At 54.4% G+C, this 20724-nt stretch carries 15 protein-coding genes; 4 read left to right on the forward strand and 11 right to left on the reverse strand.

Features of this window, described 5'->3' with window-relative positions; all coding sequences use genetic code 11:
* Positions 1 to 462 precede the first annotated feature (462 nt).
* Both QWY20_RS13515 and QWY20_RS13520 read left to right on the forward strand, forming a co-directional pair.
* Complete coding sequence (locus QWY20_RS13515) at positions 463 to 1104, forward strand: peroxiredoxin (protein WP_330129540.1); 642 nt, start codon at positions 463 to 465, stop codon at positions 1102 to 1104.
* A gap of 64 nt (positions 1105 to 1168) precedes the next feature.
* Entirely contained in the window at positions 1169 to 2038 is an 870-nt protein-coding gene (locus tag QWY20_RS13520; protein WP_330129541.1) for an MBL fold metallo-hydrolase, read from the forward strand.
* A gap of 82 nt (positions 2039 to 2120) precedes the next feature.
* Here the strand turns inward: QWY20_RS13520 and QWY20_RS13525 are convergent, their stop codons facing one another.
* From QWY20_RS13525 to pepA, 8 genes are all read right to left on the reverse strand, one after another.
* On the reverse strand, positions 2121 to 3851 hold the full coding sequence (locus QWY20_RS13525) for a TIGR03545 family protein (RefSeq protein WP_330129542.1): 1731 nt from the start codon (positions 3849 to 3851) through the stop codon (positions 2121 to 2123).
* A gap of 11 nt (positions 3852 to 3862) precedes the next feature.
* Positions 3863 to 4354, reverse strand: a complete 492-nt coding sequence (locus QWY20_RS13530) for a TIGR03546 family protein (RefSeq protein ID WP_330129543.1) — start codon at positions 4352 to 4354, stop codon at positions 3863 to 3865.
* Between the two features lie 96 nt (positions 4355 to 4450).
* Positions 4451 to 6700, reverse strand: a complete 2250-nt coding sequence (locus QWY20_RS13535; RefSeq protein ID WP_330129544.1) for a carbohydrate binding family 9 domain-containing protein — start codon at positions 6698 to 6700, stop codon at positions 4451 to 4453.
* Between the two features lie 241 nt (positions 6701 to 6941).
* Entirely contained in the window at positions 6942 to 8336 is a 1395-nt protein-coding gene (locus QWY20_RS13540) for a Na+/H+ antiporter NhaC family protein (protein WP_330129602.1), read from the reverse strand.
* A gap of 403 nt (positions 8337 to 8739) precedes the next feature.
* Positions 8740 to 10740: a PhoX family protein gene (locus QWY20_RS13545; RefSeq protein WP_330129545.1), complete on the reverse strand. Its 2001-nt coding sequence runs from the start codon at positions 10738 to 10740 to the stop codon at positions 8740 to 8742.
* Positions 10741 to 10893: 153 nt separating this feature from the next.
* Complete coding sequence (locus QWY20_RS13550; RefSeq protein ID WP_330129546.1) at positions 10894 to 13749, reverse strand: valine--tRNA ligase; 2856 nt, start codon at positions 13747 to 13749, stop codon at positions 10894 to 10896.
* A gap of 15 nt (positions 13750 to 13764) precedes the next feature.
* Positions 13765 to 14205 carry a DNA polymerase III subunit chi gene (locus QWY20_RS13555; RefSeq protein ID WP_330129547.1) on the reverse strand — a complete coding sequence of 147 codons (441 nt, stop codon included), beginning with the start codon at positions 14203 to 14205 and terminating at the stop codon, positions 13765 to 13767.
* A complete protein-coding gene (pepA, locus tag QWY20_RS13560; protein ID WP_330129548.1) occupies positions 14206 to 15711 on the reverse strand; it encodes a leucyl aminopeptidase in 1506 nt (501 codons plus the stop codon).
* 179 nt (positions 15712 to 15890) lie between these two features.
* On the opposite strand from pepA, the gene lptF reads away from it, so the two are divergent.
* Positions 15891 to 17000 carry an LPS export ABC transporter permease LptF gene (gene lptF, locus QWY20_RS13565; protein ID WP_330129549.1) on the forward strand — a complete coding sequence of 370 codons (1110 nt, stop codon included), beginning with the start codon at positions 15891 to 15893 and terminating at the stop codon, positions 16998 to 17000.
* Entirely contained in the window at positions 16997 to 18064 is a 1068-nt protein-coding gene (lptG, locus tag QWY20_RS13570; protein WP_330129550.1) for an LPS export ABC transporter permease LptG, read from the forward strand. The genes lptF and lptG overlap by 4 nt, the downstream gene beginning before the upstream one ends.
* A gap of 37 nt (positions 18065 to 18101) precedes the next feature.
* Here lptG and QWY20_RS13575 read toward each other — a convergent pair whose 3' ends face one another.
* The 3 genes from QWY20_RS13575 to QWY20_RS13585 form a co-directional block, all read right to left on the reverse strand.
* Positions 18102 to 18605 (reverse strand): RDD family protein, encoded by a 504-nt coding sequence (locus QWY20_RS13575; RefSeq protein WP_330129551.1) that lies wholly within the window; start codon positions 18603 to 18605, stop codon positions 18102 to 18104.
* Between the two features lie 64 nt (positions 18606 to 18669).
* Positions 18670 to 19962: a DUF3422 family protein gene (locus QWY20_RS13580; protein WP_330129552.1), complete on the reverse strand. Its 1293-nt coding sequence runs from the start codon at positions 19960 to 19962 to the stop codon at positions 18670 to 18672.
* Between the two features lie 202 nt (positions 19963 to 20164).
* Positions 20165 to 20686, reverse strand: coding sequence for an FKBP-type peptidyl-prolyl cis-trans isomerase (locus QWY20_RS13585; RefSeq protein WP_330129553.1), 522 nt, complete (start codon positions 20684 to 20686; stop codon positions 20165 to 20167).
* Positions 20687 to 20724: the final 38 nt, after the last annotated feature.

Genomic DNA, 20724 nt, shown 5'->3' on the forward strand with positions numbered 1-20724 from the left:
TGCTTACCCCATTTTATGGTGATTGAAACGGTTTGGGCACTCAACATCATACGTGCTGAAATGCCCAACCCTAGAATATTAGCATGATCTAAATTTATGGTGTCTGAAAATGATTTTCAGGTGTTTTACCTGCGACATTTTGTCGCATTTGCATGAGATGAAGACGAAAGCGGTCCAGCTTAGTTAGCTTGTTGAACCAAATTAATGGTGAGACTAACTAACCTGACCACTAAGCTATATGTATTTAAGCTTTTGATATAAAAAACGTTATCTGTGTCGTGTTGCTTGGTATCACACCTACGCACCCGACCATGCTCAAGCATTATAAAAGAAATCTCTAATTAATCGATAAATACGATGAGCCTAATCCAAAACAATTATTTCCATTGGTTATAAGTATAGTCTAATTTGCTATAAGCAACTTTGCTAAAGTACTCTTAACAACCAATCGAGGAATACAAAATGTCTGAACAAAACGTAACTTTCCCACAACTGAACAAACCGGCTCCAGCTTTTAATGCAAAAACCACTTTTGGTATGAAGAGCCTGGAGGATTACAAAGGTAAATGGTTGGTGCTGTTCTCACATCCAGCTGATTTTACGCCAGTTTGTACCACTGAGTTTATGGGCTTTGCCACCCGTGCTGACCAGTTTGCTGCGTTAAACTGCGAGCTGTTAGGCCTATCAATCGATAGCGTCCACTCACACATTGCTTGGGCACGCAGCATTGAAGAAAACTTTGGTGTGAAAATTACCTTCCCAATCATCGCCGATTTATCGATGGAAGTGGCTAAAGCCTACGGCATGATCCAGCCAGGCGCCAGCGATACTGCTGCGGTACGTGCCACTTTTATTATCGACCCAGACGGAATTCTACGGGCGATGGTGTACTACCCCATGAGTAATGGTCGTAGCATCGACGAATTTGTGCGGGTATTAAAAGCCCTACAAACCAGTGATGAGCACAAAGTAGCCACACCGGAAAACTGGCAGCCAGGTGAAGATGTGATTGTGCCACCACCGGCTACCATGGCTGATGCTGAAGTACGAAAAGATCAAGGCTATCAATACACTGACTGGTATTTCAGCAAGAAGTCACTTTAAGTTATCGCCGATATCATCCAAGAGCTGCATTGCAGCTCTTGCATTCACTTCGATAGGAGGGGGTATGGATCCTTTTACACAGGTCAAAGCTTTTTTAGACAGCGACAGTGAAACCTTTAGCTATGTGGTTGCCGACTTAACCTCTGGTTCAGCTGTTATTATCGATCCAGTGCTGGATTTTGATTATAAGTCGGGACGGACTTCAACGAAAAGTGCTGAGGAAATTTTGGCTTATGTTGAGCAAAAAACCTTTAAGGTAGAATGGGTTCTGGAAACTCATGCTCATGCCGACCACCTCTCTGCCGCGCCGTTTTTTAAAGAAAAACTCGGGGCCAAAATTGGGATTGGCGAGCATATCCAGCAAGTGCAGGGTATTTTTAAGCAGATTTTTAACTTAGAAAAAGAGTTTTTGCCTAATGGTGCGCAATTTGATCGCTTATTCAAAGATGGCGAAGTGCTCAAGGTTGGAAGCTTGTCGATCAGGGTGATGCATACCCCTGGTCATACACCAGCAGATCTGGCTTATATCGTGAATGGGAAGATGGCCTTCGTTGGCGATACCTTATTTATGCCAGATGTTGGTACCGCGCGCTGTGATTTCCCGGGAGGCAGTGCTAAAACCCTATACCAGTCGATCAGAAAATTGCTGTCTTTACCATCTGAGACGGAAATCTATATCTGCCATGATTATCCAACCCAAGGCCGGGGACATGAATACAAAACCACCGTTGCCGAGCAACTTGAGCACAATATTCATGTGAACAGCGAAATCACAGAAAAGGCTTTTGTGCAAAAACGTGAAGCCCGTGATAAAACCTTGGCTATGCCGCGGCTGATTTTGCCTTCTATTCAGGTCAATATCCGGGCGGGACAGTTACCGCCAAAAGAAGAGAATGGTCAGGTTTATCTGAAAGTGCCAATCAATATGTTGTAACGACACCCAGAGAAATAGTTTGACCTGGTAATTAGATTGAACCCCGATAACTGCCTTTTCAGCCATCGGGGCCTGTCGTTGATTAACCGCCAATCCGGCCGCGGATGCGGTCCAGGGCCCGGTCACGTAAGTCGCCGAGCTGGGCTTCCAACAAGGTTTCAATCTGCTGGCTCATTTGCTCGGTGCTGGCTTGTTCGCGGTCTAAAAGGCTGAGCAGGGCTTGCTGATCGCCGGCGGTATCCGGCAGCTTGGCATTGAATTTACTGCGTAAATCCTGCTCGAAGCCGGCAAAGCGGGCCTGGGCTTCGCCCATCACCGCGTCAGCCACAATGCGATCCAGCGGTGAGCTGACCCGGACATTGGGCCGGGTCACGGTGCCGTCGGCGCGCAGCTGAAACGGGATTTCTGCATGCTGGTTCATCAGCTGGGTAAGCTGCTGCACATAGCGGTTGTCGCCACTGCTAAAGCGTGGGTTTTGCAGCGCTACACTGGCTTGCTGGTCGAGCGCTGTGCCGCTTAGGCTTAATCCACCACGCGAATTCAGCAAGGCTTGCTCTAAGCCAAAGCGGGTGCTGCCTTCTCCAAACACCTGCTCAGCCAGTTGCAGGCCCTGCAGCTGCCAGTTTACTTCCGATTGCAGCTGGTCGAAGATGGCAAAGTTGCCATCCAGCCGGAACTGCTGCAGCATCGGCAGTTGCTGCACATCCAGCACAAAGCGGGTGGCGGCATCAATGATATGATGCTGCGCGGTAATGTCTTCGATACGAAGCTCGGCATTGCCGCCACCAATCAGCAGGCTGATGCTGGCATTTTTAATCCAGAAGTTTGGATAAGGCTGCTGCTTAAGCGGCAGTATCCGGCCTGGTAGCTCGCGCGGCTCGGGCTGCTCTTCCAACCGTGACCCTTCCGGCAGGTAGGGCGCGACCAACTGATAGACGGTATAGAGCTGCTGCAAGCGCTCAGCCCATAAATCGCCTAATAACAATTGGCTGATACCGGCCAGGCCGCCATCGGCCAGATTGGCGTAGGACTGCACTTGCTGCCAGTCGGCCTGAGTGGCTTGCTGAAAATCGCGCACCGCGCTTTGCAATTGCTCGCGGCTTTGCAGCAGGGCGGTTTTCACCTGCTCGACCTTGGCTTTGTCTTGCTCGAGCTCTGCTTTTAAGCGCCGCAGCTGCTCGGTTTTGGCAGCTAGGTCGGCGGCATCGCGGATATCGCCATCGGTCAGGGCTTTAACTTGCTGCTCCAGCTCGCGCAGCCGATCGCTATCAGGCAGTTGCTGGCGCAATTGCCGCACTTGCTGCTGTTCGCTTTGTGCCAACTGCTTGAGTGCTTCACCTTTGGCGACGGAGGTTAAATTGGCCCGGGCCAGCAGTTCATCGGCATCTGGCAGCTCAATGGCAAACAGGCTGGCAAAGTCAAAGCCGGACTCTTCGGTATCGGCCAGCTCACCACGGAATACCTTGCCAGGGCGGCGCCGCTCACTGCCATAGGCCAGTTGTTCGACCGATACATCGCTGATGACGTAATAGCCAAGCAGGGCCGGCCAGAGCTCTAATTCGGCATTGGCGCGGGCAAAGCTCACCAGGTTTTGCTCGGGTGCTTTGGCATCGGTAATTTGCAGATCGGAAATGGTCAACGACAGTGGAAACAACCCCAGCGAAACCCGCTGAATGTTGACTTCAGCGCCGGCTGCTTTTTCCAGGCTGTAGACCATGCCAAATCGAATGGCGGTGCCAGCAAACACATAGACCAACAGGAAGATGGCGCCGAGTATACTTAAAAAAATCAACCAACCGGATTTACGGATCATCACAGCGCTCCTTAATTCATTTTCTGATACAGCTGTGCCAGCTTACTGGCTTTCAGTAGTTGTACAATTTTCCATTTGTTCAGGTGAGGCATCAGCACGTGACGGTACTTCAGCACCAACCGGGTGGTGCCCCATGCTATAGGGAATAAAATAAGCAGGCTGAGCAAAAAGCTGCCCAGGGTCAGGCTGTGGTGTAAATGCAGCAACTGCAGGGTTTCGCTGCCGCTAAGTGCACTCAGCAACCAGTCTTGCTGCCCAAAGCTCCAGCCAAATTGCTCTAACCGCCCAGCCAGCAACCAGAGCAAGGCTTTGCTAAAGCCCCACACTAGCAAGAAGGTCGACAGATTGACGGTAAACAAACAGGCAATCAGCAGGATTAACAGGGTTAGCAGACCGAACGGCAACAGGCCGGCACAGAGGCCAAGCGCAACCGCCCAGCCAATTTGCCAGGGCGAGGCTTCTGAGTTCAGTACTTTGAGTATGCGCGCCAGGATGGTTAGCATGGTTCACTCCTTAAACAACCAATAGCATGAATGCCTGTAAGCTTACCATAAAACCAAAAAAACGCGTTTTAATACAGTGACAATCTTATGAATCTACTACAACACCCAGGCGTAACTAAACTTCATGAAGGCACTGCGTTGATTGCGCTTAAGTGTTGTTTGCTCATCATCTTCCAGTGCATGGTCGCCATAACCGACAAAAAACACGGTTTGCGGATTCAACTGGTACGAATACAGCAGCTGGCTGGTCAGAGCGCGCTCCTTGCTGTTCAGCACGGTTTGCCAGCCGGCCTCGTAGTTAGCCAGGTTGCGCTCGATTTGGGTGTAGATCAGCGCCAGACGCAGGAAGCTTTGGTTATTAAACTGCCAGGTCAGCCGTACATCGCTGAGATCGGCGGTAAAGACCTGGGCAGCGGCATAGCGCATAGCGGTATGGGTATGCCGTAAGCGCAACTGCAGATGCTGATTGGCGGTGTACTGGGCATCGGCAATCAGCCGTCGTTGATCGGACAGGCGCTGATTGGTCAGATCCAGTATGTTGGCTTCCTGCCAGTACAGGTAGGTGGATAAATCCCGCTGTGGCCGGATTTCGCCAAAAAAGTGCAGGCCTTGCTCGCGAAAGCGCCCGGTATTGCCAGCGATGTTAAGGCTGCTGGTATCGAGCCGGTTCCCCACCCGATCCCGCACAAAGCCGCCCAGCTCCAGCGTACTGTTCATCTGGCCGGACAGGATGGCATAACTTTCTATCTCTTTGGCCAGCAAATCGCCGGCCGCATTGGTGGTGTAAAATGCATGATTCAAAATGCGAAAACGATGGAAGCGCTGTGGGTTATCGAAGAACCAGGTGTAATCGCCGCCGATGGCCAGTTGCTGCCAGTCGGTTTCCGGTAAAAAGCCCAAATCCGCACGGAAATCCTCATCCCGATGCTGATAGCGCACAAAAGCATGCCAGTTACGCTGCTGGTGCAGGTAATTCAGTCGATAGCCCTGGCCCTGCAAGTTACTATCCGCTGCGGTACGCAGCGCGGCTTCGCCCGTGAACTGGCTGGCCAGTGCCTGGGGGTAGCGGGTCTCGCTGCCAACCCACTGCATGCTCAGCGTATCGTGCGCACTGATGCGCCAGTTGCTGTCGGCCGATAGCACGGTATTGCGGTACTCGCTGGCACTGCGCTGGGTGATTAAGGAGCCAAAGGTCAAATCCGCATTGGGCGCATAGCTGTAACTCAGAGCATGGTTCTGACTGCTGCCCTCAAGCTGTGCAATGCGGGAGCCCAGGTTACCCGGGATCAGCAGGGTGCTTTGCTGATCGTCGGTGCTGAACAGGCCGAAAGTATGCTGCTCGATACGGCCGGTGAGTTTTGCTCCGGCATTCGGCTCGGCAATGTTACGGGTATGCACCAGGTTCAGTGGTGTGGCAAAATAGTCGGCATTTTCGGTGAAAAAAGGCCTTTTTTCGGCGAAAAATAGCGTGAAAGGGTTGTTGATGGTCAGCTCTGCCGCATCGGCTTCGACCTGGGAAAAATCCGGGTTCAAGGTGGCATTGAAGGTCATGTCCGGCGTGATGCCCCATTTCACATCCAGACTGACATCAGTGTTGCTACTGCTTTGCCAGCTCTGGTCGCTGGCAAGGGGACGCTGCTGCTCAATGCCGGTGACCAGCGCCGGGGCAATGATTAAGGAGCGGCTTTGCTCGGCACTGGCAAAACCGGTAATCGGCGTCATTTGACACACCATGCAGCGATTGCTGCGTTTAATCGGCGCGCTGGAGATGCGCAACTGCTGATCGCGGGGTAAAAAACGCACCAATTCAAATGCCATCTGCCTGGCACCCTCGGTGGTGGGCATATTCAGAATGTGCAAAGGGATGGCCATTTCCACCCTGAAGCCTTGCTCGGTAATGCGGCCAACCGCTTGCCAATGGCCATCCCAGGCCGAGGACTCGGTGCCGGTAACGGCGTTTTCAATCGAATCGGCCTGACTGCCGAGCGGATTAACAAAAAACTGATAGGCGCGCTGTTGATTGCCGTAGGTATCGAGTTTTAAACCAACGACATCATCGCCCCAAATCTGGTTGCGGTTGCGATAGGCGGCGCGGATTTGCTGTGGATTGGGATCATGGGCATCGATGCCAACGTAAAGTGTGTGGCCATCTTCAAACAGATAGCCCATGGTGTACACGTCGGCTTTGCCTTCATCCAGTGGCGCTGTCAGGTAATGAATCGGCACTTGCAAGGCCTGTTGCCACTGCGGTTCATCCAGACTGCCATCCAGCACCATGGCTGGTCCATCGGTTAGCACCGGGATATGCAGTGGGCGGTGCGTGTTTGCCAGTGCAAAAGTGGACATCAGCAGCAAGCTGAATGGGAGAAGCGAGTTAAAAAAGCGAAGAGGTTTCAAAGCCCTGCCATCCTGGAAAGCGAAAAATGGCGGTACTTTACCTGAGCTCACTAAGGATGCCAATTGGCCGTACTGCTTGGTAAGACCAAGACCCTTAGCTATGCGTTAAATCTTCGATCGTTGCATCCATGTGCGTTCAATTGGGGGATCAGACAGGCAACCGGCAAGGATTGCCTGTCTGGGGGCAGTGTTACATCATGCCAAGGGCAATAAAGCCAAAGAAAGCCAGAATAGCGGCTATTAAAGCATAGGGGAACTGGGTCAGGGCATGGCTCATTAGATCACAACCAGAGCCCTGCGCGGCCAGTACCGTCGAGTCGCTGTAGAAACAAGCCTGACTGCCGAACGAACTGGCAGAGAGCAGCGCACCAATCACCAGCGGTACATTGGCATCCACCGCCAAGGCAATTGGCATCACGATCGGGATGGAAACGGCAAAAATACCCCAGGACGAGCCGGTGGCAAAGGCCAGCAGCGCCATAGCGACAAACACCAGTGCCGGCAGCATTTCAGCCGACATATAAGGCGCCAGGTTTTCAATCACGTACAGCGGCAAGCCAAGTTGATCGCAGACATCTTTAAAGGTAAAGGCGGCGATCACGGTACAAATGGCCGGCAGCATGGTTTTAAAACCATGGATCATCTGATCCATCATTTCATTGAATGGCATCAGGCGCTGTGCCATGTACAGCGGCAGGGTCAGCACAAAGGTCAGGATCAGTGCCGGCCAAATTTCGGCTTCAAACCAGATGCTAAAGCCCACCAGCATCGCCATTGGCAGCACAAAGTTAATCAGCTTGCCATGCTTGCGATCGGCGTGCTCGAACTCTTCTTCCATCGCCTGCATGGCAAAATCATCACCGGTATGGGTTTCCTGCTGCGGCGCATCCTGCTGAATGGCACCGCCACGGGCAGCCAGCTCAGCTTTTTTCATCGGGCCAAGCAAAGGCACCACGCCTAAGATCACCAGCGGCACCATGATCATCGCCAGCCAGGCATACAGCATGTACGGAATGGCGGAAATGTAGGTCATAATGCCGTTTGGATCGGTATCCGGCGCCACGCCATTGGCGACCAGCAAGCCTCCGAAGAACACCGCCCAGGTTGAAATCGGCACGATGACGCACATTGGTGCAGCGGTGGAGTCCACCACATAGGCCAGCATCTCGCGTGACACTTTGAATTTATCGGTGATGCGCTTCATGGTTTCACCAACGGTCAACGCATTGAGGTAATCGTCGATAAATATCAGCATGCCAAGGAAGTAGGTCATCAGCAGCGAGGGCTTGCGGCCCTGAGCGTATTGCTGGGCAACCCGACCAAAGGCAAAGGCGCCGCCGGTATGCACCAACAGGGCAATTAAAGCACCAAAGCCACCCACCACCAGGATCAGCCAGCCAATGGTTTCATCCTGCATCACCCGCTCGGTGGTTTCAGCAAAGTTAAACAGACTTTCACTGGGTGAAATAAGCAGTAAACCAGCCACTGCGCCCATAATCAACGCAAAAATAGGCCGTTTTAGCCAAATCGCAACAATCAATACCACCAGCGGCGGCAGCAAACTAATGGCACTGGGTTCAACCACAGCTGCTTCTATGGCAGCGGCCAGGGGATCAACAACCTCTTCTAACGCTTCTGCAGTGGTTTCTATGGACATAGGACGTCTCTCAATTTGATTCCGGCGGCCGGAAAAAGATCGAAAAAACCGTGAACTGGGGATGCAGGATCCAGAGCACGGAACGAAACCTTGCTCTTTCCAGTCACGGACTCTGAGAAACTGCAATAATCTCAAAAGCTAACCGGACTATCCTGCCAAGATCCAGCGCGAACTGCAATGAGTTGCCGGAAAAAGATGCAGCGCAAGTACAAGCTGGCACAGGCCATTTTTTGCGCGGCAATCATAGCAAAAAAAAGCCGGCTGACAAGTGAAAATTTCTTGCCAGATCCGGCCGGGTGGAAGGGCGTTAAACAGCTGTTCTGACAGCGCTTTACGTGCCGATAATGCCACCATCCTCTTTGGTGATCACCACAGTGGCGGAGCGGGGCCGGGTGATGCCACGGTCTGGCCAGGTGCTGCTGAAACTGTAAGGTCCTGATCCTTCGCCCGGGTGCTGAATATTGACGAACATGGTTTTGCAATCCGGCGTCATCACTACCCCGGTGACTTCGCAGCCGACCGGGCCGACCAAAAAGCGTTTAATGGTATGGCTTTGCACATTCGCGGCCAACATGGCGTTATTGCCAAATGGACCACGGCTTAGTTGAGAACCGGACATATCGGTTTGGATCCACAGCAGGCCATTGGGATCGAACCAGAGGCCATCGGGTGAGGCGTGGTGATTGTCGTTCGTCAGCATCAGGCCATGTTCCGGTGTGCTGGTAAATACATCGCCACTGAACACAAAGATATCCCAGTTAAAGCGCAGCCCATTGCTTTCACGCCAACGAATGATATGGCCATTTTGGTTCCAGGCTCTTGGGTTGGCAGCATTGACCATTTCCGGTGGACGCTGACTGTTGTTGGTCAGGGTAAAGTAGACTTCACCACTGGTCGGGTGCACCGCACCCCATTCCGGGCGGTCCATTGGGGTGGCGCCCATGATATCGGCGGCCAATCGGGTATTCAGCAGCACATCGGCCTGGCTGTCAAAGACATGGCCAGCGGCCAGGGCTTTGGCTTGAAATACCGGATTGTGAAAATCCAGTGGCAGCCAGTCGCCACTGCCGTCATCATTGAAGCGGGCAACATACAAGCTGCCTTCATCCAGTAGATGTGGCCCTGCGCTGACAGGGTCGTACGGTTTGGCCGAGACAAATTTATAAATGTATTCGTTGCGGGCATCATCGCCGGAGTAAGCCACCAGCGGTTTGCCTGCTTCGGCTTTGGCGAAAATAATCCCTTCGTGGGCAAAACGACCCATGGCGGTGTGTTTCACCGGGGTGCTGTTAGGGTTGAACGGGTCGATTTCGACAATCCAGCCAAAGGTATTGGGCTCATTGCGGTAGTCATCGCGGGCCGACGCCCCCAGCTTGCTGGCATTAAAGCGGGCCAGCTGCGGATCTTTTGCCGCCGCTGTATCCCACTGATTCCAGCTCATACCGCGCGCCACACTGTAACGCTCGTGTTCGCGTGGTTGCTCACGATCGTGACTGACAAAAAGACCGGCCCAGTTCTCTTCGCAGGTCAGGTAAGTGCCCCAGGGCGTGACGCCATGGGCGCAGTTATTCAGCGTGCCCCGGGTGCGGGTACCGTCCGGGCTGAATGGGGTGATGACCTTGGCATGGCCTCGCACCGGCCCGGTTAGCTCCATCAGGGTATTACCGGTAATACGGCGATTGTAGTGGCTCTCTTGCACCAGCTCCCATTGCCGGTTTGGTCGTTGCCGAATATGGGCAACCGAAACCCCATGGGCGGCGATTTCTTTGTGTACCTGCTCGACATCGCGCGGGGCCTGATTGCCGCCAAACTGATGCAACATATTGGGATCGACGTACTCGTGATTCATCACCAGCAAACCTTCGCTCGAGCTTTGTCCGCCTTGTTTTAAATCAATCGGGAAAAAGTGCATGCCATCGTGATGGCTGCCGACTTGCTTCTCCTGATCGGCGGCGCTGTTGGTTGCATTGCGCAAAAAGGCCGGAGCTCCTGGCAGTAAAGGGGTACCCCACGGCAAAAACACCTGGGTGCGATAGCCTTCCGGTACTGCCACTGTATCGGCGCGGCTGACGGGTACCGGGGTGAAACCCAGCAGGCCTGCAGCTTGCGGATGGACGGCGGCAGCTGCCGCTGGCTGGCTTACCGTTGAACTGCAGCCAGCCAGTGGGCCGGCCAGAAAAGTCCCTACCGCTGCAGCCACACTGCCTTTTAGGAAGTTGCGCCGTGAATAGCGTTGCTCTGCTACGTCATGAAATGGACGATTGCCGGAAAAATTCGCCAGCGGCTCTTCGCCGGATAAGTCAAATTGTTGGTGCTCGGTTGCCTTGGTCATAAAAACTACCTGTTTTTTAAACTGCAAAGGGCGCAGTCTGAAGCTGCGCTGAAAAACCTGGATGCTAGCTGCAGTCTATGACATTGCGATGACAATTGCAGGCAAAAAAATGGGAGCCGAAGCTCCCATTAAGGTCAGCAGGTATCGAGTGCTTTACAGTGCAGCGATTTCCTCAAGCTGGGCTTCAAGCTTGCCAAGGCTAAGTTTCAGCTCAGCCTGTTTGGCTTTCTCTTTTTCCAGCACAGCTTCGGGTGCGTTGCTGACAAATTTTTCATTGCCAAGTTTGCCATCCACCCGGGCCAGTTCCTGCTTGGCTTTTTCCAGCAGCTTGCCAAGACGCGCCAGTTCGGCGTCTTTGTCGATCAGGCCAGCCATTGGGATCAGTACGTCCATGGCGCCGACTTGCTGCACGGCACAGGCCGGCGCGGTATCGGTGCTGCTGAGCACAGTAATGCTGTCGAGCTTGGCCATCACTTGCAGGAAGTTGCGGTTTTGCTCTAGCCGGCGCAGCTCATCGCTGCTAAGCTGACGCAGCAAAATCGACAGCGGCTTGCCCGGGGAGATGTTCATCTCACCGCGAATGGTGCGTACTGCCAGGATCACCTGCTTCAGCCACTCCAAATCCTGCAGCGCTGTCTCGTTGACGTCATCGGCCTGATACTCGGGGTACGGCTGCAGCATAATGCTGTCGCCCTGCACGCCCGCCAGTGGCGCGACTTGCTGCCAGATGGTTTCAGTCATAAAAGGCATAATCGGGTGCATTAAGCGCAGCAGGCTTTCCAGCACCGTGACCAGGGTGCGGCGGGTACCACGCTGGGCGGCCTCGTCGCCTTGCTGCAGCACCGGCTTGGTCAACTCCAGGTACCAGTCGCAGAACTGGTTCCAGGTAAACTCGTACAGGGTATGGGCGGCCAAATCAAAGCGGTAGTTGTCCATCGCCTGGCGCACCGCTTTCACCGTATGCTGGTACTGGGTCAGGATCCATTCATCGGCCAGCGACAGCGTCATGGCACCGCCTTGCTGACCACAGTCCTGGCCTTCGGTGTTCATCAGCACATAACGGCTGGCATTCCACAGTTTGTTGCAGAAGTTGCGGTAGCCTTCCAGTCGCTTCATATCCCAGTTGATGTCGCGACCGGTCGAAGCCAGCGCCGCCAGGGTAAAGCGCAGCGCATCGGTGCCGCTGGCCTGGATCCCTTCCGGGAACTGGGTTTTGGTTTGCTTGGCGATTTTCTCGGCCAGCTTGGGCTGCATCAGGTTGCTGGTGCGCTTGGCCAGCAGGGCTTCCAAATCAATGCCGTCGATCAAATCCAGCGGATCGATGACGTTGCCTTTGGACTTGGACATCTTATCGCCGTTCTCATCACGGATAAGGCCGGTGACGTACACGGTTTTAAAGGGTACCTGCGGCTTGCCGTGCTCGTCTTTCAGCAAGTGCATGGTCATCATAATCATCCGGGCGACCCAGAAGAAGATGATATCAAAGCCAGTGACCAGCACATCGGTCGGGTGAAAACGGCTAAGCTCCGGTGTTTGCTCCGGCCAGCCTAAGGTAGAGAAAGTCCACAGGCCAGAACTGAACCAGGTATCCAGCACGTCTTCGTCCTGACGCAGGGCGACGGTGTCACTAAGGCCATGTTGGCTTCGTATTTCCTGCTCGTTACGGCCAACATAGACCTTGCCGTTGTCGTCGTACCAAGCTGGTATGCGGTGGCCCCACCACAGCTGACGGGAAATGCACCAGTCCTGAATATCACGCATCCAGCTGTAGTACATGTTTTCGTACTGCTTGGGCACAAACTGGATGTCGCCGTTTTCCACCGCTTCGATGGCGGTTTTGGCCAAAGGCGCGGTGCGCACGTACCACTGATCGGTCAGCAGCGGCTCAATCACCACGCCGCTGCGATCGCCATAGGGCAGGGTATTGGTGATGGCTTCGATTTTTTCCAGCAAACCGGCCGCGTCAAAGGCCGCAACAATGGCTTTGCGGGCGGCAAAGCGATCCAGCCCCTGGAACTCGGCCGGGATAGCTGCGCTGAGGTCGCCGTTGGCTTCGCCATTGCTGTAAAAGCATTCGCCGGCAGCCAGAATGGTCGCATCTGTGCTCAGCACATTGATCATCGGCAGCTGATGGCGCTTGCCGACCTCGTAGTCGTTAAAGTCGTGCGCCGGGGTGATTTTGACGCAGCCACTGCCTTTTTCCATATCGGCGTGGTCATCGGCAATGATCGGAATGCGGCGATTGACCAGCGGCAGCAGCACCTCTTTGCCAATCAGCGCCTGATAACGTGGATCGTCCGGATTAACCGCTACCGCGGTATCGCCCAACATGGTTTCCGGCCGGGTGGTGGCGACGACCAGATAGTTTTTGCCATCGGCCGTGACAGCGCCATCGGCCAGCGGGTAGCGCAAGTGCCAGAACTGGCCTTGCTGATCCTTGTTTTCCACTTCCAGATCGGAAATGGCGGTGTGCAGCTTCGGATCCCAGTTGACCAGTCGTTTGCCGCGGTAAATCAGGTCATCCTGATACAGCCGAACAAAGACTTCCTGCACCGCATTGGACAGGCCTTCATCCATGGTAAAACGCTCGCGCTCCCAATCGACCGAGTTACCAAGCCGGCGCATCTGATCGCTGATGGTACCGCCGGACTCGGCTTTCCATTGCCAGATTTTTTCAATAAAGGCATCACGGCCCAGCGCATGGCGATCGGGCTGGCTTTCAGCGGCCAGTTTGCGTTCCACTACCATCTGAGTGGCGATACCGGCATGATCAGTGCCCACCTGCCACAGGGTGTTTTTTCCCTGCATCCGTTGATAGCGGATCAGGGCATCCATAATGGTGTGCTGGAACGCATGGCCCATATGCAGACTGCCGGTGACATTCGGCGGTGGGATCATGATGCAGTAGTTGTCCTGGCTGTCGTCGCTACCAGCTTTGAAGTAGCCTTTGCTTTCCCAGGCCTGGTACATGGCCTGCTCAATTTGACTTGGGTTAAAGGTTTTTTCCATCGGGTTACCTGCAAATCAGCTGGCGGACATCATCTCTGGGGTGATGCCAAGCTGACGATAGTGTTTATAGCGGGTTCGGGCTTCGGCTTTTAACTGCTCATCGGCCGGAACAAATTCAATTACTTGCGCGAAGCGCCGGGCGAAATCCGGTACTTCACGGCTTAAATTAATCAGCAACTGCCGTTGCTGGCGCGGTGGTTGCCAGCTGATCTCAACCGGTGCCCCGCGGGCCGGGCCTTCGCCCGGCAGGTTGTGTGGAATAAAGCGCTCCGGCTCAAATTGCCACAGCCATTCATCCAGTGCATGTGCATCCTGCTCATTGTCCGTCAGGATAAAAACACGCTGTTGCTGGCGATACGCCTCGGCGCACAGCTGGCAGGCCAGTTGCCAGTGCGCCGGAATATCCGGCTGTGGCGCTGTAGCATTCTCTGCCAGCTGGTAAAAGCGTACTTGCATTTAGTCCTGATCCTGACCACAGCGGTGCAGCAGGTACTGGGTGAGCATCGGTACCGGGCGGCCGGTAGAGCCTTTGTCTTTGCCGCCACTGCGCCAGGCGGTGCCGGCAATATCCAGATGCGCCCAGTGGAACTTGCGGGTAAAGCGCGACAGGAAGCAGGCCGCGGTAATGGTACCGGCAGCACGGCCGCCCAGGTTGCTGAAATCGGCAAAAGGACTTTCCAGTTGCTCCTGATAATCATCCCACAGCGGCAAACGCCAGGCGCGGTCACCACTGCTGTCGGAGGCATTCAGTAAATCGTGCGCCAGCGGGTTGTGGTTGCTGAGCAGGCCGGTAGCATGCTTGCCAAGCGCAATAATGCAGGCGCCGGTCAGGGTAGCGACGTCAATCACCACGTCTGGGTCAAAGCGCTCAACATAGGTCAGTGCATCGCACAGCACCAGCCGGCCTTCGGCATCGGTGTTTAGCACTTCGACCGTTTGGCCGGACATGGTGGTCAGAATATCGCCCGGACGGTAAGCGTTGGCATCCGGCATGTTTTCCGCTGCGGCCAACACGCCGATCACATTTAACGGCAGCTCCAGCTCGCACAGCGACTTCATCGCGCCCAGCACCGCCGCAGCACCGCCCATGTCGTATTTCATTTCATCCATGCCATCGCCTGGCTTGATGCTGATGCCGCCGGAGTCAAACGTCAGGCCTTTGCCTACCAGCACAATAGGGGCAGCATTGTCGGCGCCGCCCTGGTAGCGCATCACCGTCATGCGTGGCTCATTGACCGAGCCTTTACCCACCGCCAGATAAGCGTTCATGCCAAGCTCAGACAACTCATTTGGCCCCAGCACTTCGACCTGCAATTTGCTGTGCTGCGTGGCTAACTGCTGGCTTTGCTCGGCCAGGTAGATGGGTGTGCAAATATTGGGCGGCATGTTGCCGACGTCTTTACACAGTTTGGCACCGGCTGCGACCGCCAGACCATGTTCGACGGCTTTTTCACCCAGTGCCAGATCGCGGCGGGTTGGCACATTAAAGACGATTTTGCGCAGTGGACGACGGGTTTCGTCTTTTTTGCTTTTCAGCTGATCGAACACATAAAGCGAGTCCTGGGCGCTTTCCACCGCATGGCGTACTTTCCAGTAAATATCGCGGCCTTTGACATGCAGTTCGGATAAAAAGCACACTGCTTCCATCGAGCCGGTTTCGTTCAGAGTACTGATGGTTTTGGCAATGATTTGCTTGTACTGGCGCTCGTCCAGCTCACGCTCTTTGCCACAGCCAACCAGCAACACCCGCTCGCTCAGCACATTGGGTACATGATGCAGCAGCAGCATTTGGCCTGGCTTGCCTTCCAGGTCGCCCCGGCGCAACAAATTGCTGATATAGCCTTCGCTGATCTTATCCAGCTGCTCGGCAACGGCAGACAAACGGCGAGGCTCATAGACACCAACCACGATGCAGGCGCTACGTTGTTTTTCCGGACTGCCACTTTTTACACTGAACTCCATGTTGACTCCTGGTTCTAACTGGACCGACGTAAAGCAACCACTGCCATGAAAAATGCAGACTGGGTAAGAAAACGCTCGGATTTTGCGGCGCTTTCGTCGATAATAATTGTGATAAACACCAAGTTTACTCAAAAACGGCCGAGGTTTCAGCAAAAAGACCGGTTTTCAGGGGGCATTTTTTGATTATTTTCCGTTATCTGATTGGAGAAGTAGCCAAGTCGCAGTTGGCGGTTTTTCTGATCCTGATGACCATCATCATGAGTCAGCGCTTTGTGCGCATCTTAGCGGACGCCTCCGAAGGTGATTTGCCAGCGCAACTGGTATTCACCATGGTTGGGCTGAAGCTACCGCAATTGGCACTGATTATCCTGCCACTCAGCGCCTTTTTGGGCATTTTTATTGCGCTTGGCCGCATCTATGCCGACAGCGAGATGACGGTATTGCATGCCACCGGCCTGAGTGAACGGCGCATCAGTGCTTTTGTGCTGAGCTGGTCATTGCTGCTGGCTGTGGCTGCTGCCTGGGTTAGTATGGCGCTGAGCCCCTGGTCGATGGAGCGTGAATACGAAGTACTGGAGCGGGTGGAAAGCGATGTGGGTCTCTACTCGCTGGTGCCGGGCCGTTTCCAGCAAACCTCCAATGAGCGTGCCGTGCTGTTTGTGCATGATATTGCCCGTGGCAGTGGCGAATTGTCGCGGGTTTTTGTGGCGCAAAGCGAAATCCGTGATGGCAAGCCGTATCATTCCATTGTCTATGCCCAAAGCGGCGCTGTGCAGGAAGATGCCAGCGGTGCCCAAATGCTGGTGCTGGAGCAGGGCCGTCGCTACGCCGGTCAGCTGCAATCGCCGCCGTTTGAAGTGATCGAGTTTGGCCGCTACCAACTGCAAATCCGTGAGCAGGAAGTGGAGCATCGGCGCCGTAAACTCAGCAGCCTGACTACTCCGCAATTGCTGCAGCAACTGGACGATCCCGAGGCGATGGCCGAATGGCACTGGCGGATTGCCATTCCGCTGTCGATTGTGCTGCTGGCGCTGATCGCAGTGCCGCTGAGCCGGGTGAATCCGCGTCAGGGCAAATTTGGCAAGTTACTGCCCGCGCTCGGACTTTATCTTGGCTACTACATGCTGCTGATCATCACCCGCTCGGCACTGGAAAATGGCCAGCTGCCCGGTTGGCTTGGCATGTGGTGGATCCATCTGAGTGCTTTACTGATGGGGCTGGCCCTGATGGCACAGCAGCATCCGCTGGTGCGGCGCTGGCAGCGCCAACTGCGGGGGGCCAGCGCATGATCCGTATTCTGGATATTTACCTGGGGAAAACCATTCTGGCTACCACCGCCCTGACACTGGTGGTACTGATGATCCTGTCCGGTTTATTCCGCTTTTTGGATCAGTTACGCGCTATTGGCCGGGGCAACTACGATACCCTGCATGCGGTGCTGTTTAGCTTGTACAGCATGCCGGGCGATCTGGTAATGTTCTTCCCAATGGCCGCTCTGATAGGCGGTTTGGTCGGGTTGGGGTTGTTGGCCAGCAACAGCGAACTGGTGGTGATGCAGGCGGCGGGTTTATCCCGGCTGAATATCATCAATGCAGTAATGAAAACTGCGGTACTGATGATGCTGGTGGTGATGGCTGTTGGTGAGTGGGGCGCGCCTGCGACTGACCGGGCGGCCCGTGAGCTGCGCATTAAAGCCATTTCCGGTGGTAATCTGTTTGCGGTGCAGCAGGGCATTTGGGCCAAAGATGGCGATGATTTTGTCAACATCAAGGAAGTGAAAGACAGTGGTGATTTGGCCGGGGTGGCGATTTACGAGTTCAGCGATGAGCTGAAACTGGAAGCCATTATTTATGCCGAGACGGCACGTTTCCGGCAGGATGTCTGGGTGCTGAGTCAGGTCAGCCGGTTGCACTTTCATCCGGATCGGATTGAACGTCATCAATGGCAGGAGCAACGCTGGCGCTCGACCTTAACACCGGACAAACTGGGTGTGGTGACCATCAAGCCTGAAATGCTGTCGCTGCGGGGCTTAAGTGATTATCTCGATTACCTGCGGGCCAATCAGCAGGATACCAGCCGTTACGAGCTGGCGTACTGGCGTAAGTTAACCCAGCCCATTACCATCATCGCCATGCTGCTAATGGCGCTGTCGTTCATCTTCGGGCCCTTGCGCAGCGTGACCATGGCGGCCAGGGGCATTATGGGGGTGTTGACCGGTTTTGCTTTTTACATGAGCAATGAAGTCTTTGGCCCGGTGGCGCTGGTGTACCAGATGCCACCGCTGCTCGGCGCTGTGTTGCCAAGCTTGTTGTTTATCGGGCTGGCGATTTATCTGATGCGGAAAAAAGTATAAGCCGCTGCGCCACTGCAACGGCTTAACCCCAAAGTTATCAGCGCGCTGTTTTGTACAAATTCAGCTGTTTGCTTTGCTCTTTGCTGATCAGCACCATCTGGGTGTTGGTCAGTTGATCCTGCAGTGCCAAACCTTTCCCCCAGCGCAGAAACAGCCAGAAATTACCAAGGCCACCCAGAGCCAGCAAGGCCCGAAGTATGGCTTGCGCAGGCGTCAGCTGCTGGCCATTTTGCTGCAGCAATAATAAGCGCCAGGCTTTCATGCCCAGTGTTTGCCCAGCCCGTAGCCAGAAATAAGCATAAAAGCCAACCCCAGCCGATAATAAGTACAGCAAATAAAGCCAGCGCTGCAGGCCCTGACCAAAAAAAGCAGCGGTGTCTTCATAAGCAGATAAATCCAGCAAGCCGGTTTTTTCCAGTCCAATCACCAGTGCAAAGGCCAGGCCGGCAGCGGCCATAATCACCGCACACAGCACCAGTACATCGTAAATAATGGCGGCTAAACGACGGGCAAAACCAGCCCTGGGCGCTTGTTCAAACATGCACAATCTCAGCAGTTTTCGATGCGCCAGAGTGTAGCATAGCCGCTCTGGCTGCGAAATCTGTTCATGGCCGTTGCATCCTTTCGGCACGCTTCAAGCGTCGGCGAAAGGCATACAGCAGCAAGGCCACGCTGCTGATCACCAGCGGCAGGCTCAGACTGTGCCACAACTCGCTATTCAGCTCAGGCCACCAATATTGCAGAGCCCGAATGCCATGCTGGCACAACTGCATGGCGTAATAACTGATGGCGACCACCGACAAACCTTCCACCATATGTTGCAGTTTCAGTTGCAGCCGGGCGCGCTGATCCATCGATGCCAGTAAGCGCTGGTTTTGCTGTTCCAGCTTCAAACTGATACGGGTGCGCAGCAGCTCGGTACAGCGGCCCAGCCGGTTGGAGAGTCCTTGCTGGCGAAACAGCACCGACTCGCTGGTACGAAAAGCCGGCGTTAGCCTGCGTTCGGTAAAATCCTGCAGCGACAGCAGGCCATCAATCGGCGTTTCATTCAGGCTTTTGATCCGATCAAGCGCCAATTGGTAGTAAGCCGCACTGGCTTGCAACCGTGAGCTGTTTTCGGCAATCAGATGCTCGGTCTGCGCCGCCATGCGGGTGAGTTCTGCCAGCAGCGACTCATCGTGCTCTTCGGCCTGTTCAATGCGTTTGGTGATGTAAGACAGTTGCTGCTCCAGCGTATTCAGTTGCCCGATGGCTTTACGGGCCAATGGCCAGCCCAGCAGGGAGAGCTTGCGATAATTGCCCAGATCAAACAATTGCTGTACCAGGCGGCCCAGCTGCGCCGGGCTTAAACCACAATCTTGCATCAGCATCCGGCCCGCACCTTCGGCATGCTTTTGAAAGTCGGTCCAGATGCGGGCTTTTTGCTCGGCCAGATAACTGCTGATGCAATGATCCGGATTGAACATGGCCGCAATGTCCTGCTCTTTGCTGCTGCTGTTGCTGTCCAGCACGCTTAGCTGGATCACCCGGAATATCTGGCCAGGAAAGGGCTCCAGCCAGTCTTTGGCGGGCAGGAAATCCAGTGGATCATCAAAGAACTCAGCGCCACTGCCTGGTTGGATAAAGGTATAGCTGGAGAACTCGCCATGCTTTTCCCAGCGTAAGGTGGCGCCAAACAAGGACAGGTTCAGATCGTTGTCGCTTTCTTTGAGTTGCGCCCCTTGTTGTGCCGCCAATTGCTGCATCTGCGAAAATTCGGTACTGCGGCTGCTCGGGCTGACTGTCAGTACAAACTGACATAGCCGGCAGGGCGCCTGCAGAGCAGGGAAAGTGCGCTGGCGCAGTTCCTGATCCAGCAAGTCGCGCAGTGGATGGTTGCGTTGTTGAAATCGGCTCATCACTCAGCTCCTTGGGTTTGGCGAACAGACGAGGACAGCGACAGGCAGCAGCTTGTATGCCAGCCGTAAAGTCACGGAGCCGATAGCAAGTCTAAGGTATTGACGATGCAAGTTTTATGAATGAAAAAAGACATTTTTATACATCTGGCCAGACAAGGTCGTTGGTCAAAGGATGTGCCAGCAGGAGGCAATTTGAGCCGCTTTAGTGCAGCGGAGAGGTCGCATCCTGGCTTTGGGCAGGCTCGTCGCGGCGAAAACCAATCACCCGTACCAGTTCGATGTCAAAAATCAGCAGACTAAAGGGCGGTATTCCCGGCATGGATTGGGCGCCATAAGCAAGTTGTGGCGGTACATGCAGTCGGGCGGACCCGCCTTCACGCATTCGTTTTAAGCCCTCCTGCCACCCCGGGATCACCTGGTGCAGGATAAACTCAATTGGTTCATCCGGTGGCAGTTGGGCATCGAAGGTGTCGCCATTTAGCAGCCTGCCGCGGTAATACACCTGCACTGAACTTAGCTCCGATGGCTTGGCGCCATTGCCTTCGGTAATCTGCTGAAAACCCAGACCAGAAGGCAACACCTCCACCTCGGGGTGCGCCAGCATGTCTTCATGATGCTGTCTGTTGCGCTCGCGCTGCTCCGCCAGGGTCCAGTTGTCGGCTTTCGCGGGTACCAGACTAACAAGCAGCAATGAGAATGCAAATAAAATACATGACCGCAGCATATTTATGGTTCACTCCAATAATTGCGCTTCAGTATATC

Origin of the sequence: Alkalimonas cellulosilytica (assembly GCF_036325985.1) — a bacterium.
Classification (GTDB): Bacteria; Pseudomonadota; Gammaproteobacteria; order Enterobacterales; family Alteromonadaceae; genus Alkalimonas; species Alkalimonas cellulosilytica.

Bases quoted from the DNA above. Each gene is read 5' to 3' on its own strand.
- QWY20_RS13515 (WP_330129540.1), top strand. From the start codon at position 463: ATGTCTGAACAAAACGTAACTTTCCCACAACTGAACAAACCGGCTCCA.
- QWY20_RS13520 (WP_330129541.1), top strand. From the start codon at position 1,169: ATGGATCCTTTTACACAGGTCAAAGCTTTTTTAGACAGCGACAGTGAA.
- QWY20_RS13525 (WP_330129542.1), bottom strand. From the start codon at position 3,851: ATGATCCGTAAATCCGGTTGGTTGATTTTTTTAAGTATACTCGGCGCC.
- QWY20_RS13530 (WP_330129543.1), bottom strand. From the start codon at position 4,354: ATGCTAACCATCCTGGCGCGCATACTCAAAGTACTGAACTCAGAAGCC.
- QWY20_RS13535 (WP_330129544.1), bottom strand. From the start codon at position 6,700: ATGTCCACTTTTGCACTGGCAAACACGCACCGCCCACTGCATATCCCG.
- QWY20_RS13545 (WP_330129545.1), bottom strand. From the start codon at position 10,740: ATGACCAAGGCAACCGAGCACCAACAATTTGACTTATCCGGCGAAGAG.
- QWY20_RS13550 (WP_330129546.1), bottom strand. From the start codon at position 13,749: ATGGAAAAAACCTTTAACCCAAGTCAAATTGAGCAGGCCATGTACCAG.
- QWY20_RS13555 (WP_330129547.1), bottom strand. From the start codon at position 14,205: ATGCAAGTACGCTTTTACCAGCTGGCAGAGAATGCTACAGCGCCACAG.
- pepA (WP_330129548.1), bottom strand. From the start codon at position 15,711: ATGGAGTTCAGTGTAAAAAGTGGCAGTCCGGAAAAACAACGTAGCGCC.
- lptG (WP_330129550.1), top strand. From the start codon at position 16,997: ATGATCCGTATTCTGGATATTTACCTGGGGAAAACCATTCTGGCTACC.
- QWY20_RS13575 (WP_330129551.1), bottom strand. From the start codon at position 18,605: ATGTTTGAACAAGCGCCCAGGGCTGGTTTTGCCCGTCGTTTAGCCGCC.
- QWY20_RS13580 (WP_330129552.1), bottom strand. From the start codon at position 19,962: ATGAGCCGATTTCAACAACGCAACCATCCACTGCGCGACTTGCTGGAT.
- QWY20_RS13585 (WP_330129553.1), bottom strand. From the start codon at position 20,686: ATGCTGCGGTCATGTATTTTATTTGCATTCTCATTGCTGCTTGTTAGT.